This is a genomic window from Limimaricola variabilis (genome assembly GCF_034371605.1).
Lineage (GTDB): Bacteria > Pseudomonadota > Alphaproteobacteria > Rhodobacterales > Rhodobacteraceae > Limimaricola > Limimaricola variabilis.
On record NZ_CP139691.1, the window covers coordinates 2,695,023 to 2,712,909 of the forward strand.

The window sequence follows — 17,887 nt, forward strand, 5'->3', positions numbered from 1 at the left end:
AAGTCAAGCCGCGCGGGCAGGGGCGCGGCAGGCGGTCGCGGTTGCCGCGCGCTCAGGCGGCGCGTAGAGATTGACGCATGACCCGCGATCTTCCCACCCCCGCCCAACCGCTTCGCATCGGCACCCGCGGCTCGCCGCTGGCACTGGCGCAGGCCAACGAGACGCGCGCGCTGCTGGCCCAGGCCTGGGACCTGCCCTTCGAGGCCTTCGAGGTGGTGATCATCCGCACCACGGGCGACCGGGTGATCGACCGCCCACTGAGCCAGATCGGCGGCAAGGGCCTGTTCACTAAGGAGATCGAGGAGGCGCTGAGCGCCGGTGCCATCGACATCGCGGTCCATTCGATGAAGGACATGCCGGTCGAGCAACCCCCGGGGCTGGTGCTCGACGGCTATCTGGAGCGCGAGGACCCGCGCGACGCCTTCGTCAGCCTGTCCTGCACCGCGATCGCCGATCTGCCCAAGGGGACGGTGGTCGGCACCTCGAGCCTGCGGCGCAAATCGCAGATCCTCGCCCGACGGCCCGATCTCGAGGTGGTGGAGTTTCGCGGCAACGTGCAGACCCGGCTGCAGAAGCTCGAGGACAAGGTTGCCGAGGCGACATTCCTGGCGATGGCGGGTCTCAACCGGCTTGGCATGATCGACAGCGTGCCGGCCCGCGCCATCGGCACCGAGGATATGCTGCCCGCCATCGCGCAGGGCGCGATCGGCATCGAGCGGCGCGGCGCCGACAGCCGGGTGGCCGAATTGCTGGAGCCCATCCATCACGTGGAGACCGCGCAACGGCTCGCCTGCGAGCGCGCCTTTCTCGCCGCGCTCGACGGCTCGTGCCAGACGCCGATCGCCGGTCTGGCGGAGATCGAGGGCGGGCGGCTGCGGTTCAGGGGCGAGATCCTGCGCCCCGACGGATCCGAAGTGCTGGCCGAGGCCGGTGAGACGGCCATCGCCGACGGCCCGGCCCTGGGCCGCGAGCTCGGCGAAACGCTGCGCCGGATCGCCGGGCCGGGTTTCTTCTCGGTTTGATATCTGCCCGCGCCCCGAGGGGGCGCGGGCAGAGGGTTCACCGCATCTCGGCTTCGGTGGTGAAGAGGTAGTTCTCGCCCGCGTTCTGGTGGCAGGCAATGCAGCCCGCTTCGGCGTTCTTGCCCACCAGACCGGCCAGCGCCACGCCGTTCGGGTTCTGGTCGAGGCTGCCGTCGGGCAGGTACTTGGCATAGAACCAGTCGCCGGTGTCGGCGTCGTATCCGGCCTCGCGGCGGAACATCACCGTGAGCGCGCCCAGATGCTCACCGGGCATGCCGAGAACCTGGTCCACCGTCACCCCTTCGGGGCCGTAGTTGCGCTTGACCACCAGCGCACCGTCATGGCCGTCGATCGTGGCGCGTGCGTAGAAGGTCTCGAGCATCATCCCGTGCGGATCGGTGCCGGGATACGGGAAGGACATGATCGCGCCTTCGCCCGCGAGGTTCTGTTCGACCATCGCCTGCCAGAGCTTCTCGGCATAGGCCTGGTCCTCGTCGCCGCCGAACATCGGCGCATCCTGCGCCAGCGCCGCGCCCGCGAGCCCCAGCCCGAGCGCTGCCATCATCCACTTGATCGCCATCGTTACCTCCCTTTGCACATGCCAACAGCCTAGCCCCGCTACGCCTTTCCTCTTGGTCAACTGCTTTCACGTTGACGAGAGGTCGGCGCGCAGAGATGGGGGCGGCCGTCGCGAAACCGTGCTAGCATGACCCATCCGGACGGCCCCGCCGCCGGTTTTCGGCCCATGGCGGGGCCGCCCTTCGCACATGACGGGAGGGCGATATGGCCAATACGGACGGCGTAGACAGAACCATCGGCAATCCGCTGAGTTGGACCGGCCGCGTGATCGGCGCGGGCACGCGGCATCTGGGAGAGGGAGCCCGCGAGACGGTGGGGCGCGACCACGCCCCGATCAAGATCCGCAGCATCGGGATAGAGGACCTGCGCGCCGCGCTGCGCGCGGGCTGGGACGATTTCAAGGCGTTCCGATCGGACGTGATCTTCCTGTGCGTGGTCTACCCACTGGCCGGGTTGGTGCTGATCCGCTTTGCCATGAACGAAAGCCTGCTGCCGCTCCTCGTGCCGCTGATCACCGGCTTCGCGCTGCTCGGGCCGGTGGCTGCGGTCGGCCTCTACGAGATGAGCCGTCGGCGCGAGGCGGGCGGGCATCCGAGCTGGGGCGCGGCCTTCAAGGTGGCGGAATCGCCATCGGCCATCGCGATCCTGGCGCTTGGATTGGTGCTGCTCGCGATTTTCGTGGCCTGGATGCTGGCGGCCTGGATCATCTACGCGGTCACGCTGGGGCCCGAGCCGCCGGTCTCGGCGGTGGCCTTCTTCACCGACACGTTCACCACGGCACCGGGCTGGGCGATGATCGTCGTCGGCACGGTCACGGGCTTCCTGCTCGCGTCGCTGGTGCTGGTGATCGGCGCGATCTCCTTCCCGCTGCTGCTCGACCGGCATGTCGGCCTGCGTCGGTCGGTGAAGGCCTCGGCACGATTGGCGCGCAAGAACCCGCAAACCGTCGCGATCTGGGGCGCGATCGTCGTCATCGGGCTGGGCCTCGGCATGGCGACGCTGATGATCGGCCTGATCTTCGTGCTGCCGGTCCTCGGCCACGCGACATGGCACCTCTATCGCCGTGCCGTCGAACCGGCCGAGGAGATGACGGAAGAGCCCGTCTGAGACCGGGCGCGGGCCACGCGCCCGCGCCTCATTCCGCCAGTATCGCCACCGCCTCGTAGGGACGCAGTTCCACCGTGCCCGTTAGCGCGTCGCGCCCGGGGTAGTTCGCGCTGATCGCGCGCCCCGAGACGGCGAGCCCCTCGGGGATCTCTGCCGACACCGTCTCACCGGTGAAGTTCGCCAGAACCGAGATCTGCGCGCCATCGAGCCGGCGCGCATAGGCCATGAGCTTGGGGTGATCCTCGAGATAGGGGGTGTAATTCCCGTGCCGCATCACCGGCAGAACGCGGCGCAGCCCCGCCAGTTCGCGGTAATGGGCGATGATGCCGTCCGGATCGGCCCGGTCGGCGGCCACGTTGATCGTCGCGTGGTTGGGGTTCACCTCGATCCATGGCTCGCCGGTGGTGAAGCCCGCCCGATCGCTCGCATCCCACTGCATCGGCGTGCGCGCGTTGTCGCGGCCGTTCGAATTGGCGCCCGCGAGGAAATCGCCCGGCGTGACCCCGGCGGCGGTCTGGATGCGATGGAAGTTGAGCGTCTCGATGTCGCGGAACTGGCTGATGTCGGTGAAGCGGATGTTGGTCATGCCGATCTCTTCGCCCTGATAGATGTAGGGCGTGCCCTTCATCATGTGCAGCACCGTGGCGAGCATCTTGGCCGAGACCACGCGAAAGCGCCCGTCATCGCCGTATTTCGACACCGCGCGCGGCAGGTCATGATTGCTCCAGAACAACGAGTTCCAGCCATCCTGAGCGAGCGCGACCTGCCACTCGGTCAGCACCCGCTTGAGCCCCACGAGGTCGAAGGGCTTGGGCTTCCACTTGCCGTGCTTCTCGTCCCAGCCCTGCACGATATGGGCGAACTGGAACACCATCGACAATTCGCCCGCCTCGCGGCCCGAATATTTGAGAGCGCCCTCGGTCGTGGCGCTCCAGGCCTCGCCCACGGTGACGACGTCGCGGCCCTTGAGGGTGGCGTCGTGCATCTCGCGCAGAAAGGGATGCAGGTCTGGCCCGTCGGCGATGATGCCGGCATCCGGATCCTTGCCGATCAGGTCGATCACATCCATCCGGAAGCCTGCCACGCCGCGATCCAGCCACCAGTTCATCATGTCGTAGATCGCGCGGCGCAGCTCGGGGTTCTGCCAGTTCAGGTCGGGCTGCTTGCGGTCGAAGAGATGCAGGTAATATTGGCCGGTCCGCTCGTCATAGCTCCAGGCGGGACCGCCGAAATTCGACTGCAGGTCGTTGGGTGCGCCGCCACCGGGGGCCGGATCGCGCCAGACGTAGTAGTCGCGGTAGGGGTTGTCGCGGCTCTCGCGGGCCTGCCGGAACCATTCGTGCTCGTCCGAGGAGTGGTTGACCACGAGGTCCATGACGATGCCGATGCCGCGCGCTTTCGCCTCAGCGATTAGCCGGTCCATGTCGGCCAGCGTGCCGAACTCCGGCGCGATGTCGCGGTAATCCGAGATGTCGTAGCCATTGTCGGCCATGGGCGAGGCATAGACCGGCGACAGCCAGACGAAGCCGATCCCGAGATCGGCGAGATGGTCGAGCTTCGAGATGATGCCGGGGATGTCGCCGATCCCGTCGCCGTCGCTGTCGCAGAAGCTGCGCGGATAGATCTGGTAGGCGGTGGCGGCCTGCCACCAGGGCGCATGATCGGTCATCGCGGCTCCTCTCCTCATCGCTCGGTCTCAACCCTCGCCGCGCGCAGAGGGCAGCGCAACCCTTCTCTCCGAACCGTTTCGGAAATCGGCTGGACCTCCGCGGACGGGCTGCCTAACCCTTGCGCTGAGCCGAGACGCGCCGCTGTCGCGCGGTGCGTGCAACAAGGGAGAGACGCGATGCAGTATCGCAGGTTGGGCCGCACCGGCCTGCTGGTGTCGGAGCTGGCGCTGGGCACGATGATCTTCGGCGAGGAAGGCGGGCGCGGCACCGACGCCGCCATCGCCGGGCGGATGATCGACCGCTATCTCGACGCGGGCGGCAACCATGTCGACATCGCCAATGTCTATGCCGGCGGCCGCTCCGAGGAGATCGTGGGAGAGGCGGTCAGGGGACGGCGCGAGGAGCTGGTGCTGGCCACCAAGCTGCGCTGGCCGATGGGGCAGGGGCCCAACGAGGTCGGGCTGTCGCGCCACCACGTGATGAACTCGGTCGAGGCGAGCCTTCGGCGCATCGGCACCGACCGCATCGACCTGCTCTACATGCACGGATTCGACCCCTATACCCCGCTCGAAGAGACGCTGCGCGCCTTCGACGACCTCGTGAGCGCGGGCAAGGTTCGGTATCTGGGCGTATCGAACTTTGCCGCATGGCAGGCGATGAAGGCGCAGGGCATCGCAGAGCGCATGGGGTTCACGCCGCTGATCGCGGCGCAGTACCAGTACAGCCTCGTCGAGCGCGACATCGAGGACGAGTTTCTCGGCCTCTTTGCCAGCGAGGGCATCGGGCTGGTGCCCTGGGGCCCGCTCGGCGGCGGGTTTCTCAGCGGCAAGTACAAGGCCGGCGATCGGCCCACGGAGGGCGGGCGCATCGCCGATACGCCGGATGGCTACGAGGAAAGCTGGCACCGCCGCGCGACCGATCGCAACTGGGCGACACTGGCCGAGCTGGAAAAGGTGGCGCAGGCGCATGGCGCCACGCCGAGCCAAGTGGCGCTGGCCTGGCTTCTGGGTCGGCCGACCGTCGCCTCGGTGATCCTCGGCGCCCGCACGCCCGAGCAGCTCGAGGACAATCTCGGCGCGGCCGAACTGCAGCTCTCCGAGGCGGAAATGGCCCGGCTCGAGGAGGTGTCGCGCCCGGCGAGCCGTTATCCCTACCGGATCGTGAACCAGCCGGCGCGCTGAGACGATCCACGTGAAACGTCCCGGCCGCCGTTGAAGCCCGGCGGCCGGGCCGCTAGCGTCCGCCCCGAGAAGAGCGCGGGGAGGGCGCAATGCGAGACGAGGCGCAGCCGCCGCTGGCGGGGCTGAAGGTGGTGGAGCTGGCGCGAATTCTCGCGGGGCCCTGGGCGGGGCAGGTGCTCGCCGATCTGGGCGCGGAGGTGATCAAGGTCGAGGCGCCCGAGGGCGACGACACCCGCCGCTGGGGTCCGCCCTGGATCGAGGTCGAGGGCGACCGCTCGGCGGCCTATTTCCACGCCTGCAACCGCGGCAAGAAGAGCGTCACCGCTGACTTCCGTACGCCCGAGGGGCTGGCGCTGACCCGTGCGCTGATCGCAGGGGCCGACGTGGTGATCGAGAATTTCAAGGTCGGCGGCCTCGCCAGATACGGGCTCGACTACGATAGCCTCAAGGCGGAGAATCCGCGCCTCGTCTACTGCTCGATCACCGGTTTCGGGCAGGACGGACCCTATGCCAATCGCGCGGGCTACGACTTCCTGATCCAGGGCATGTCGGGGATCATGGACCTTACCGGCGATCCGGACGGCCAGCCGCAGAAGATCGGCGTGGCCTTCACCGACATCTTCACCGGTCTCTACTCGGTGATCGCGATCCAGGCCGCCCTGGCCGCGCGCGAGAAGACGGGGCAGGGCCAGCATATCGACATGGCGCTCATGGACTGCGCCACCGGGGTGCTCGCAAACCAGGCGATGAACTTCCTCGCTACCGGGGACGCACCGCGCCGGCTCGGCAACGCGCACCCGAACATCGCGCCCTACCAGGTGTTCTCCGCCTCGGATGGCGACCTGATCCTCGCCGTCGGCAATGACGGCCAGTTCCGGAGGGCCTGCAAGGTGCTGGGGCTCGACGCGCTGGCCGATGATCCGCGCTTCGTCACCAATGGCGCGCGGGTCGCAAACCGCGCCGCCCTGACCGATGCGATGGCCACCGCCTTCGCCGCTTGGAACCGCGACGCCGTGCTCGCCGCGCTCGAGGCCGCGACCGTGCCCGCCGGGCCGATCAACCGCGTCGATCAGGTCTTTGCCGACCCGCAGGTCATCGCGCGCGGCCTCCGGATCGACCCCGACGGCGTGCCCGGCCTGCGCAGCCCGATACGGTTCTCGCACAGCCCGCTCAAGCTCGACCGCCGCGCGCCGGTCTTGGGCGAGCATGACCCGCAGGACACGCAGGCCGACGAGGCGTGAGGCGGGGCTGGCGATGGCAGGCCTCGCGGCACTAGGCTCGGGCGATCCTCGGAGACCTCCCATGCGCGCCCTGATCATCGCCCTGCTGCTCGGCCTTGCCGCGCCTGCCTCCGCCGAGACGCTCGGCTGGGGCAGGATCTTTTCCAACGACTATTTCGGCGACGGTCATGACCGCTGGCGCGCGGGGGCCTTCACGCTGAGCCATGTCTCCGGCCCGGGCTGGGACGGTATCCCGCCCGCCATGCCCGAAGGGCTGGTCGAGCTGCGCCTGCGCACCGAGATCATCGCCCCCGCCCGCACCCGGGCGGGCCGCGATGATCGCCCCTATGTCGGGATCTCGGCCTTCGGCGCGTTCCTGCATCAGTCGATCGGGCCGTTCGAGGCCGCGACGGGCGGCGAGATCCTCGCCATCGGCCCCTCGACCGGGCATTCAGCCCTGCAGGAAGGGGTGCACGAAGTCCTGGGCTTCGATCCGCCGCGCGGCACCGACAGGCAGCTGGGCGACGCGCTGCATCTTCATGCGCAAAGCGAGGTTGCGCTGCCGCTGCGGCCCCATGCGCGCCTGACCCTCCGCCCCTTCGCGGCCTTCGAGGCCGGCAGCGAGGAGATCGCGCGCGCCGGCGTCGACGCGATCTGGGGCGGGATCGGTCATCGCGATCTGTGGCTGCGCGATCCGGTCACCGGCCAGCCCTATCGCGGCATCGAGGCCGAGACGACCGGCCTTGCCCTGGTCGCAGGCGCCGATGCGGCCTTGCTGGGCGACAGCGTGTTCCTCCCCGACCGGACGGCGCTGGACCGGCGCCGTGCCCGGATCGGTCTGCATTGGCAGCCGGAGCCGGAGGTGCGGCTGTTCTACGGGCTGAGCTGGCTGTCGGAGGAGTTCGAGGGCCAGCATGAAAGCCAGGTGCTGGGCTCGCTCAAGCTCGAATTCGGCTATTGAAGCGCGGTTGACTCCGGTCTGACGGGATGTATAAGTCGCCCGTCCCGGGTCTCGTGCCCGGGTCTTTCATTGGTGTTGGCGGACCCCGTGAGGGGATCCCTGTCGGGAGGCGGCCCATGGCCGTCCCAGAGGACAACGCCCTTCGAGACATGGCCCTTCGGGCCGACAGAAGGAGATCAGAGAGTGACCAAACGCACCTCTGCCAAGTACAAGATCGACCGCCGCATGGGCGAAAACATCTGGGGCCGTCCGAAGTCCCCGGTGAACAAGCGCGAATACGGCCCCGGCCAGCACGGCCAGCGCCGCAAGCAGAAGCTGTCGGATTTCGGCATCCAGCTGCGCGCCAAGCAGAAGCTCAAGGGCTACTACGGCGACCTGACCGAGAAGCAGTTCCGTCGCATCTTCGGTGAGGCCGAGCGCGTCAAGGGCGACACCGGCGAAAACCTGATCGGCCTGCTCGAGCGCCGCCTCGACGCCGTCGTCTACCGCGCCAAGTTCGTGCCGACCGTCTTCGCCGCCCGTCAGTTCGTGAACCACGGCCACGTGACCGTGAACGGCAAGCGCGTGAACATCCCCTCCTACCGCGTCAAGGAAGGCGACGTCATCGCCGTCCGCGACAAGTCCAAGCAGCTCGCCGTGGTGCTGGAAGCCGTCCAGCTGCCCGAGCGTGACACCCCGGACTACCTCGAGGTGGACCACTCCAAGATGACCGCGACCTTCGTGCGCACGCCGCAGCTGGGCGACGTGCCCTATCCGGTGATGATGGAGCCGAACCTCGTCGTCGAATTCTACGCCAAGAACTGATCCCTTCCGGATCGTCGAGGCAGGGGCCGCGCGGGGAACCGCGCGGCCCTTTTCGTATCGGCGATGCCCCGCGCAGCGGCGAGGGGCGCCCGCGCGCATGGCGCTGGAAACCGCCCCGTCGCCCGGCTATTGAAACCGCGACCCAAGGAGCGCGCGCATGAGCATCACCCCGCAGCCCGGCATCATGGAGATCGACCTCTACGTTGGCGGCCAGAGCCGCCTCGAGGGGCATGAGAATCCGCTGAAGCTCTCCTCCAACGAGAACCCCTACGGGACCTCGTCTCAGGCGCTGGCGGCGCTGGAGCGCTCGGCCGCGACGCTGCACCGCTACCCGTCGACCGATCATGCCGAGCTGCGCGCCGCCATCGCCGAGATCCACGGCCTCGACGCCGACCGCATCATCTGCGGCGTGGGATCGGACGAGGTGCTGCAATTCATCGCGCAGTGCTATGCCGGCCCCGGCGACGAGGTGATCCATACCGAGCACGGCTTCGCCATGTACCCGATCCTGGCCCGCGCCGCCGGCGCCACGCCGGTCGAGGTGCGCGAGCGCGCGCGCGTGGTCGATGTCGACGCGATCCTCGCCGCCTGCACCGATCGCACCCGGATCGTCTATCTGACCAATCCCGGCAACCCCACCGGCACGATGATCCCGCTCGAGGAGGTCGCGCGGCTGGCCGAGGCTCTGCCCGAACAGGTCATCCTGGTGCTCGACGGCGCTTATGTGGAGTTCACCGAAGGCTATGATGGTGGCGCGCGCCTGGTGGAGAGCCGCGACAACGTCGTGATGACCCGCACCTTCTCCAAGATCCACGGGTTGGGCGGCCTCCGGATCGGATGGGGATACGGTCCGCGCGCGATCATCGACGTGCTCAACCGCGTGCGCCAGCCCTTCAACCTGTCGACCACCCAGCTCGCCGTGGCCGAGGCCGCGATCCGCGACGAACGGTTCACCGAGCATTGCCGGGCCGAGAACGCCCGGCTGCGGGGCTGGCTGCGCGAGCAACTGCTGGGCTTGGGCATCGCCTGCGACGAAAGCCACGCCAACTACGTGCTGGCGCGTTTCGCGGACGAGGCCGAGGCTGCCGCCTGCGACGCCGCGCTGCGCGAGAGCGGCATCCTGGTGCGCCGCGTCGGCGGCTACGGATTCCCCGAAGGGCTTCGGATCACCGTCGGCGACGAGGCAGGCTGCGCGCGGGTGATCGACGCCATTTCCCGCTTCAAGGGGGCGGCGGCATGAGCGCGCCGATCTATGGCCGCGTCGCGCTGATCGGTCTGGGTCTGATCGCCTCGTCGATGGCGCATGCGATGCGCCGCGCGAACCTCGCGGGCGAGATCACCGGCCATGCCCGCTCGGCCGAGACCCGCGCCGTCGCGCGCGAGATCGGTCTCGTCGACCGGGTCTGCGAGACGGCGGCCGAGGCCGCGGACGGCGCCGATCTGGTCGTGCTCTGCGTGCCGGTGGGGGCGATGGGCGCGGTGGCGGAAGAGATCGCCCAGGTGCTCGCGCCTGGCGCCACCGTCTCCGATGTGGGCTCGGTCAAGAAGGCGGTGATCGAGGCGGTTGCGCCGCATATCCCCGAGGGGGTGCATTTCGTCCCCGCTCACCCGCTGGCCGGCACCGAGCATTCCGGCCCGCGCGCGGGCTTTGCAGAGCTGTTCGACAACCGCTGGTGCCTGATCGTGCCCGCGACGCCCGACACCGATGAGGCGGCCACCGCCCGGCTGTCGCGGCTGTGGGAGGGGATGGGCGCGCATGTCGACGTAATGGATGCCGAGCACCACGACCTCGTGCTCGCCGTGACCAGCCACACCCCGCACCTGATCGCCTACACCATGGTCGGCGTGGCAGACGACCTGCGCCGGGTGACCGACAGCGAAGTCATCAAGTATTCGGCCGCGGGCTTTCGCGACTTCACCCGCATCGCCGCCTCGGACCCGACCATGTGGCGCGACGTGTTCCTGACCAACAAGGAGGCGACGCTCGAGATCCTCGGCCGCTTCACCGAGGAGCTCTTTGCCTTGCAACGCGCGATCCGCACCGGCGACGGTGATCACCTGCACGACTACTTCACCCGCACCCGCGCGATCCGCCGCGGCATCATCGAGGCCGGTCAGGACACCGCGGCCCCCGATTTCGGCCGCGGTGCGGCCCGGAGCACCAAGACGGAGCGCCAGGGATGAGCCGTAACGTCTTTCTCGCGGCGGCGCTCGTGCTCGCCCCCATGGCGGTGAGCGCACAGGCACTCGCCCCCGAAACCGCCGCCCGGCCCGCCGCCCGCAGTGCCGCGCAAGCCGCCCCTGCGCCGGTCGTCCCTGCACCGGTTGCCGCCGCCCCGGTGGCGGCCGTGCCGGGCCAGCCGCTCACCGTGTCCCGGCCGCGCGCGCGGCTCGCCTCGACCGTGGCGCCCTCGACCGTGGCGCCTGCGGCACCGGCGCCCGTCGCGGCCCCGGTTCAGAGCGCCTCGGCCGAGGCGCCCGCCACCGCTGCCCGGCCCGAGGAACGGCCCGCCCAGCGCGCCGCCATCGCCCCGGCGCTGGCCAGCGCCCGCACCGTCTCGGCCCCCGCCGCCTCCAAGGCGCCCAGCGCCACCGTGCCGGGGGCGCTGTGCGGCGTGCCGGGCCTCGAAGGCGCGCGGATCGCCCCGGTGAACGGCGCGGGCGCCTGCGGCATCCCCGAGCCGGTCAAGCTGACGGCCGTGCATGGTGTGCGGATCAGCCCGGCTGCCACGGTCGATTGCGACACCGCCCGCGCTCTGGCTGCTTGGGTGGGGCAGGCGGCCAAGCCGGCGCTCTCCGCCACCGGCGGCGGTCTCGCCGTGCTGCGCACCGCCGGAAGCTATGTCTGCCGGCCCCGCAACAACGAACGCGGCGAACAGCTCTCGGAGCATTCCTTCGGTCGGGCCATCGACATCTCCGCCTTCGGCCTGCGCGACGGGCGCGAGCTCAGCCTGAGCTCGGGCTGGAACAGCCAAGGGGCGGGCGCGGCGCTGCGCAACCTGCACAAGGCGGCCTGCGGTCCGTTCGGGACGGTGCTCGGCCCCGATGCGAACGCGGCGCATCGCGACCATTTCCACTTCGACACCGCCTCGGGCCGCAGCCCCTACTGCCGTTAACGCAGCAGCGGCGCGGGTCCCAGCGGGATGAAGCCCAGCCGCATCGCGCCACCGGCGAAGGTGATCGGCGCCTCGAGAACGCCGCCCTCGGCCATCGCGTCGAGCGCCCCGCGCAGCAGCGAGGATTGGGCAATCGGCACGCCGGCGGCGGCGGCGACTTCGAGCAGCCGTTCCCAGCCGGTGATGCGCAGCACGACATCGCCCTCGGGCGCGCCCTGCGCGTCGATCGCCAGCGTGCCTTCGCCCTTGAGCGTGACCTCGCCCCAATCGACCGACAGACTGTCGAGAGCGATGCGATCGAGCCGCGCGGTCCCCCCCGAAAGTGCCAGCGGCGCGTCATAGGTGAGATCCGCGTCGATCACCGCCTCGGCGATCCGGTCGGGCAGCCGGCCCGCGGCATCGAGCGCGCGCCACGCTTCGGGTAGCGCCACGCCCTGGAGCCGGGCATAGGCGTCGTAGCCGTTGACCCCGCCATTCGGGCGCAGCGCGGCCAGCAGCGTTTCGGCGCCGCTCTCCCAACCCAGCGAGGAGACGATCCGCAGATCGGCGGCCTCGAAGGTGAACTCGTTCACCGGCAGCGTCTCGCCGATCTCGACCGCGCCGGAGGCGCGCGGGCCGGTGACCGTGACATCGAGATCCTGGCCGGGGATCGAGACGCGATGCGTCTCGTCGGCGGCCACGATCAGCCGGTTCGGCTGGTAGCTCTGCGCCACCACCCGCATCCGCGGGCTCTGCCAGCCGAAGCTGCCATCGGGTGAAACCAGCTCGAGGTCGCGCAGGTCGAGGTCGAAGCGATAGGGAAAGCCGCCGGTGCCCTCGGTGTCGTATTCGACCTGCCAGCCCGAGGCGCGCAGTTCCTGCGTCAGCTCGGCCAGCCGCGCGTCGACGGCGCGGCTGCCCCACACCCACCAGCCGCCGAAGGCCAGCGCCAGAAGCGCGGTGATAATCAGGATGAAACGCATCGAAGTGGCCCTTTCGCCCGGTCAGGATCGGGTGTCTACATGGGCCCAGCTAGGAGGACCAGCATGACCGACCAGTCCGCGCTTTGGGTATTCGGCTACGGATCGCTGCTCTGGAATCCGGGCTTCACGCCCGAGGAGGTGGTGGTGGCCCGGCTCGGGAACTGGCACCGCAGTTTCTGCATGTCCTCGATCCACCATCGCGGCACGCCGGAGACGCCGGGGCTGGTGCTGGCGCTCGACCGGGCGGAGGGCGCGGTCTGCACCGGGCTGGCGCTGCGCGCGCCGGATGCGGAACGCGACGCAGTCCTCGCCATGCTGCGCGAGCGCGAACTGGTCTCCTCGGCCTATCTCGAAACCTGGCAGGACCTCGCGCTATCCGACGGGAGGGTGGTGCCGGCGCTGACCTACGTGATCGACCCGAACCACGCGCAATACGTGGCGCTCGATCTCGAGACCCAGGCGCGGCGCATCGCCGGGGCCGTTGGCGGGCGCGGCCCGAACCACGAATACCTGTTCAACACCGCGTCCCATCTGAACGAGATGGGCGTGCACGATCCCGATCTCGACTGGCTGGTGGCACGGGTCGCGGCGCTCCAGACAGGCGGCTGAGAGGCGGCGCCGCCACAGCGCGCCCGACCGCCGCGAAAGCCGTTGGCCTCCCGCCTCGCCTCTCCCTATGGTTCGGGTAACGCAACCAAGAGGATTTGGGCCCCCGCATGAGGCAGCCAGAGGCGAAACCGCATTTCTCCCAACCGGTCCGGCAGATCCTGTCGATGCTGATCGCGCTGGGGCTGGTCGCGCTCGGGCTGGTGCTGGGCCGCGACGTGCTGCGCGGGATCTTCCTGTCGAACCCCTGGCTCAACTCCGCCATCTCGGCCTTCTTCGTGCTCGGCGTGCTGGCCTGTTTCTGGCAGGTGATCGCGCTGATCCGCTCGGTTGGCTGGATCGAATCCTTCGTCCGTGCGCCGACCACCACCGGTCAGGCGCCGGGGCTGCTGCTGCCGCTGGCGACGCTGCTGCGCTCGCGCGGGTTGCGCCGCCACATCTCGCCGGACAGCGCCCGCTCGATCCTCGAATCGGTCGGCCAGCGCATCGACGAGGAGCGCGAGATCACTCGCTACCTGTCGAACACGCTGATCTTTCTCGGCCTGCTCGGCACCTTCTACGGCCTTGCCACCACCGTGCCGGCGCTGGTCGACACGATCCGCTCGCTCGACCCCTCCGAAGGCGAGAGCGGCAGCGCCTTGTTCGGCCGGTTGCAGCAGGGACTCGAGACCCAGCTGGGCGGCATGGGCACGGCCTTCTCCTCGTCGCTGCTGGGTCTTGCCGGCTCGCTCGTGGTGGGGCTTCTCGAACTCTTCGCCACCCACGGGCAGAACCGCTTCTACCGCGAGCTGGAGGAATGGCTCTCGACCATCACCCGGCTGGGCTATGCCTCAGGCGATGAGCCGTCCCATGCCGGTGGCGGCGATTCCGGGGTGCTGGCACAGATGGTCGACCAGCTCGGCGCCCGGATCGAGGGGCTGAGCGCGGCCATCGGCGCGGCCGGCGCGGCCCGCGAGGAGAGCGAGACGCGGATCGCGACGCTGGCGCATGCGCTGGAGCGGATCGCAGAGCGAATGGACCCTGAGGCCGAGCGGGAGACGCTCGAGCGCGTGGTCGATGGCCAGCTGCAGGTGCAGGCGGCGCTGGAGCGCGCCACCGAGGGCGGCAATGACAGCGAGACCCGGATGCGGCTGCGGAACATGGATGTGCACATGCTGCGCATCCTCGAGGAGATCGCTGCCGGTCGGCAGGAGATGCTGGCCGAACTGCGCACCGACCTCGCCGGACTGAGCCGTGTGCTGCGCGAGAGCCAGCATGCCGGCGGGCTGCGCGCGACCCGCGACCCGGACCGCTAAACAATGGCCCTCAAGCGCCGCAGCAGCTCCAACCGTTTCCAGGCCTCGATCTGGCCGGGCTTCGTCGATGCGATGACGGGTCTGCTTCTGGTGCTGATGTTCGTGCTCACGGTCTTCACCGTGGTGCAGTTCGTGCTGCGGGACACGATCACCGGTCAGGCCAGCGAGCTCGACGAGCTGGGCGCCGAGGTTGAACGGCTCGGCGCGGCGCTGGGGCTGGAACGCACGCGCGGCGACGAGCTGGGGGCCGAGCTGGACCGGGCACGGGCGCGAGCCGAAGAACAGGCCGAGCGGATCGCGGCGCAGGACAGCGCACTCGACGCCGCGCGGGGACAGATCACCGATTTCGAGGCGCAGGTCGCGGCGCTGCTGTCGGCGCGCGGCGAGGCCGAGGCGCGCATCGCGGGTCTGGAGGAGGATCTCGCGGAGGAACGGCAGCGCGCAGGCGAGGCCGAGACCGCCCGCGATGCCGCAGCCACCGCCCTCGCCACGGCGCGCGAGGAGATCGACGCCCAGGCCGAGGCCGCGCGGCTGGCGGCGGCGCGACGCGAGGCGCTTGAGGCGCTGATCGCCGATCTCGAGGCGGAGGGCGCGGAAGACGAGGAAACCATCGCCCGGCTCGAAACCGCGCGCGAGGAGGATGCGGAGCGGCTTTCGGCGCTCGAGGCGGAGCGGCTGGCCGAGGCCGCAGCCGCCGCACGGCTGCGCGACCGGCTCGAGGGCGCGGATGCGGAGCTGTCGGCGATGACGCTGGCGCTCGAGGAAAAGCGGCGCGAGGCCGAGGAGACGCTGACGCTGCTGGCCGCGGCCGAGGCCGCGCGCTCCGATCTCGACCGGGCGCTGGCGGAGGCGCTGCTGGCGCGCCAGGAAAGCCAGAACGCGCTCACCCGCGCGCTGCGCGAGGGCGAGGGGCTCGACGCCCGGCTCGCCGCGGCGCTCGATCTCGCCGAAAGCACCGAGGCCGAGCTGGAGGAGGCGCGCGCGGCATTGGCGCAGGCGCAGGCCGAGAGCGAGGACCTGTCGGTCCGGCTGGCCTCGGCGCTGGCCGCCCGCGACGCGGGCGAAGCCGACCTCGCGGCGCTGCGCGCCGAGCTGGATGCTGCGTTGGAGAGGGCCGGGGCCACCGAGGCGGAGCTGCAGGAAAAGCTGGCCGAGATGGTGCTCGACCGCGACGCGGCCCGCGCCGAGGCCGAGGCCGCGCGCGCCGCCGGGACCGAGGCCGAGCAGCGGCGGGCCGATCTCGCCGACCGGCTGTCGGCGGCTCTTGCGGCGCGCGATGCGGCGCAGGCCCGGGCGGAGGCGTTGTCGCGCGATCGCGGCGAGACCGAGCAGGAGCGCGCCGACCTTGAGGCGCGCCTGGCCGCGGCGCTGAGCGATCTGGAATCTGCGCGCGCGCGGGCCGACACCGCCATGGACGAGGCCGAGCGTCGCGCCGCGCTGCTGGCGATCGCCCGCAGCCGGCTTTCGGAAGAGGAGGGCCAGAGCGCCGAGGCGCAGCGCCGCATGGCGGCGCTCAACGCGCAGGTCGCGGCGCTGCGCGAGGACGTGGCCGAGCTGCGGTCGCTTCTGGGTCAGGCCGAAACCACCGGCGCGGTGGCCGAGGCCGAGATCGAGGATCTGGGTCGTCAGCTCAACGCAGCGCTGGCGGCCGCCGCGGCCGAGGAGCGTCGTCGCCGGGAATTGGAGGCCGAGGCGCGCGCCCGGCTCGAGGAAGAGGCGGCGCGTCTGGCGGCCGAGGCCGAGGATCTGGAACGCTACCGTTCGGAATTCTTCGGCGCGCTGCGCGGCATGCTCGAGGACGAGGAGGGGGTCCGGATCGCGGGCGACCGTTTCGTCTTCTCCTCGGAGGTGCTGTTCGGCCAGGGCGAGGCGACGCTGTCGGAGGCCGGCAAGGACGAGATCGCCAAGGTCGCGGCGCTGTTGCGGCGCATCGCCGAAGAGATCCCGGAGGGCATCGACTGGGTGATCCGGGTCGACGGCCATACCGACGACATCCCGGTCCGCGGCGGACGCTTCGCCGACAACTGGGAACTGAGCCAGGCGCGCGCCCTCTCGGTGGTGCGTTACATGAGCGAGGAGGAAGGCATTCCGCCAGAGCGCCTCTCGGCCAACGGCTTTGGCGAGCATCGCCCGCTCGATCCGCGCGACACGCCCGATGCGCGCGCGCGCAACCGGCGAATCGAGCTGAAGCTCACCGAGCGCTGAGCCTTACTCGCCGAGCGTGATGGAAGCGCGCCGCTCCGACAGCGGCGCGCCGTCGCGCAGAAGGACGACCCGTCCGGCATAGTCGCCGACCGGCCAACCGCCCTCGGGCGCACTCAGCCCGGTGGCGCGGAACAGCTGCGCTTGCGTCTTTTCGAGCGGGACTTCCTCATTGAACACCATGCCCTCGGGCCCCTCGACCGCGAGCCGCATGACATCGCCGGCCCGTCCGCCGAAGGCATAGCCCCAGAGCACCAGCGGCGTGTCCTGCCCGATGTCTTGGTCGGCCGTGCCACGCTGTATGTCGAGATAATCCGGCACCCCCGGTGCAAAACCGGCATCGAGCAGGCCGCCGGGCAGATAGGCGGGCAGCTCGATCCAGAGCGTCCGCTCCGCCGCCCCGCAATCGATGCGGTCCTCAGGGTCGAACGGATCGACCTCGATCCTGTCGCGGCGGACCGAGAGGTGCAGATGCGGGAACTGGCTTTGTCCCGACAGGCCGACCTCGCCCAGCCGGTCGCCCGCCTCGACCCGCTGGCCCGTCTCGACCGAGATCGACCCTAGTGCCATGTGGCAATACTGCGTTTCCCAGCCGCCCTCATGGCCGATGGAGACGCCGTTGCCGCAGTCGCGTCCGCCCAGGTTCGGCGCGCCCTCCCAGCCTTGCAGGATATCGGGCATCTCGTCGCGTGTGCCGAGCACGACGCCGGGCGCTGCGGCGCGCACCTCGACCCCTTCGCTCTGAGAGGCGATGGTCGGTAGCCGGAAATCGGTGCCCTTGTGGCCGTCATAGGCCAGCGGTCCGCAGCTATAGTCATGCGCCGCCGGGCCGGGATCGGTGTCGACGTAGTTCTGGATCACGCAGCTCTCGCCGAGGGTGCAGTCGATCGGCAGGGCGAGGCGGAAGACCGTTCCCGCGGCTCCCGAGGCGTCCTGCTGCGCGGTGGCGGCGAGGGGCGCGAGCGCCAGGATCAGCGCGAGATGGGATCGGAATGCGAGGGCGGAACGGGACATGGAAAGGCTCCTGCAGGGTCGAGGCCAGCATGGCGCGCGGTGATGCGGAGTGCCAGCTTGGCGAGGCGACCTGCGCTGCTCGACGCGGTACAAAGAAAAACGCGCGGCCCGAGGGGCCGCGCGTGTCGTCTCGTCGTCTGCTTGCCGG

The 17,887-nt window shown here is 70.1% G+C and carries 16 protein-coding genes; 12 read left to right on the plus strand and 4 right to left on the minus strand.

All coding sequences use genetic code 11. The features are described from left to right. The first annotated feature begins 77 nt into the window (after window positions 1-77). Window positions 78-1,022 (plus strand): hydroxymethylbilane synthase, encoded by a 945-nt coding sequence (gene hemC / locus T8T21_RS13495; RefSeq protein ID WP_322335952.1) that lies wholly within the window; start codon window positions 78-80, stop codon window positions 1,020-1,022. A 37-nt stretch (window positions 1,023-1,059) separates the two neighbouring features. Here the strand turns inward: hemC and T8T21_RS13500 are convergent, their stop codons facing one another. Next, entirely contained in the window at window positions 1,060-1,602 is a 543-nt protein-coding gene (locus T8T21_RS13500; protein ID WP_322335953.1) for a cytochrome P460 family protein, read from the minus strand. Between the two features lie 203 nt (window positions 1,603-1,805). Here T8T21_RS13500 and T8T21_RS13505 point away from each other — a divergent pair, with 203 nt between their 5' ends. Beyond that, window positions 1,806-2,708 carry a DUF2189 domain-containing protein gene (locus tag T8T21_RS13505; protein ID WP_183475103.1) on the plus strand — a complete coding sequence of 301 codons (903 nt, stop codon included), beginning with the start codon at window positions 1,806-1,808 and terminating at the stop codon, window positions 2,706-2,708. Between the two features lie 28 nt (window positions 2,709-2,736). Here the strand turns inward: T8T21_RS13505 and T8T21_RS13510 are convergent, their stop codons facing one another. After that, window positions 2,737-4,377 (minus strand): alpha-glucosidase, encoded by a 1,641-nt coding sequence (locus tag T8T21_RS13510; RefSeq protein WP_322335954.1) that lies wholly within the window; start codon window positions 4,375-4,377, stop codon window positions 2,737-2,739. Between the two features lie 177 nt (window positions 4,378-4,554). On the opposite strand from T8T21_RS13510, the gene T8T21_RS13515 reads away from it, so the two are divergent. The 7 genes from T8T21_RS13515 (at window position 4,555) to T8T21_RS13545 (ending at window position 11,660) form a co-directional block, all read left to right on the plus strand. After that, window positions 4,555-5,559, plus strand: coding sequence for an aldo/keto reductase (locus tag T8T21_RS13515; protein WP_322335955.1), 1,005 nt, complete (start codon window positions 4,555-4,557; stop codon window positions 5,557-5,559). Window positions 5,560-5,648: 89 nt separating this feature from the next. Further along, window positions 5,649-6,800 (plus strand): CaiB/BaiF CoA transferase family protein, encoded by a 1,152-nt coding sequence (locus tag T8T21_RS13520; protein WP_322335956.1) that lies wholly within the window; start codon window positions 5,649-5,651, stop codon window positions 6,798-6,800. A gap of 61 nt (window positions 6,801-6,861) precedes the next feature. Then, window positions 6,862-7,740, plus strand: coding sequence for a lipid A-modifier LpxR family protein (locus T8T21_RS13525; RefSeq protein WP_322335957.1), 879 nt, complete (start codon window positions 6,862-6,864; stop codon window positions 7,738-7,740). Between the two features lie 183 nt (window positions 7,741-7,923). Beyond that, on the plus strand, window positions 7,924-8,544 hold the full coding sequence (rpsD, locus tag T8T21_RS13530) for a 30S ribosomal protein S4 (protein ID WP_183475108.1): 621 nt from the start codon (window positions 7,924-7,926) through the stop codon (window positions 8,542-8,544). Window positions 8,545-8,701: 157 nt separating this feature from the next. Continuing rightward, entirely contained in the window at window positions 8,702-9,784 is a 1,083-nt protein-coding gene (gene hisC, locus T8T21_RS13535) for a histidinol-phosphate transaminase (RefSeq protein ID WP_322335958.1), read from the plus strand. Continuing rightward, a complete protein-coding gene (locus tag T8T21_RS13540; protein WP_322335959.1) occupies window positions 9,781-10,728 on the plus strand; it encodes a prephenate/arogenate dehydrogenase family protein in 948 nt (315 codons plus the stop codon). The genes hisC and T8T21_RS13540 overlap by 4 nt, the downstream gene beginning before the upstream one ends. Further along, window positions 10,725-11,660: an extensin-like domain-containing protein gene (locus T8T21_RS13545; protein WP_322335960.1), complete on the plus strand. Its 936-nt coding sequence runs from the start codon at window positions 10,725-10,727 to the stop codon at window positions 11,658-11,660. The genes T8T21_RS13540 and T8T21_RS13545 overlap by 4 nt, the downstream gene beginning before the upstream one ends. Here the strand turns inward: T8T21_RS13545 and T8T21_RS13550 are convergent. Further along, the gene (locus T8T21_RS13550) at window positions 11,657-12,622 is read right to left on the minus strand and encodes a DUF2125 domain-containing protein (protein WP_322335961.1); all 966 of its coding nucleotides are present in this window, start codon (window positions 12,620-12,622) and stop codon (window positions 11,657-11,659) included. The two genes, T8T21_RS13545 and T8T21_RS13550, sit on opposite strands and share 4 nt — an antisense overlap. A gap of 63 nt (window positions 12,623-12,685) precedes the next feature. Here T8T21_RS13550 and T8T21_RS13555 point away from each other — a divergent pair, with 63 nt between their 5' ends. From T8T21_RS13555 to T8T21_RS13565, 3 genes are all read left to right on the plus strand, one after another. Beyond that, window positions 12,686-13,231 (plus strand): gamma-glutamylcyclotransferase, encoded by a 546-nt coding sequence (locus tag T8T21_RS13555; RefSeq protein WP_322335962.1) that lies wholly within the window; start codon window positions 12,686-12,688, stop codon window positions 13,229-13,231. A gap of 107 nt (window positions 13,232-13,338) precedes the next feature. Next, on the plus strand, window positions 13,339-14,523 hold the full coding sequence (locus tag T8T21_RS13560; protein ID WP_322335963.1) for a biopolymer transporter ExbB: 1,185 nt from the start codon (window positions 13,339-13,341) through the stop codon (window positions 14,521-14,523). 3 nt (window positions 14,524-14,526) lie between these two features. Further along, window positions 14,527-16,728, plus strand: coding sequence for a peptidoglycan -binding protein (locus T8T21_RS13565; protein ID WP_322335964.1), 2,202 nt, complete (start codon window positions 14,527-14,529; stop codon window positions 16,726-16,728). Window positions 16,729-16,731: 3 nt separating this feature from the next. Here T8T21_RS13565 and T8T21_RS13570 read toward each other — a convergent pair whose 3' ends face one another. Beyond that, entirely contained in the window at window positions 16,732-17,739 is a 1,008-nt protein-coding gene (locus T8T21_RS13570; protein WP_322335965.1) for a M23 family metallopeptidase, read from the minus strand. Window positions 17,740-17,887 lie beyond the last annotated feature (148 nt).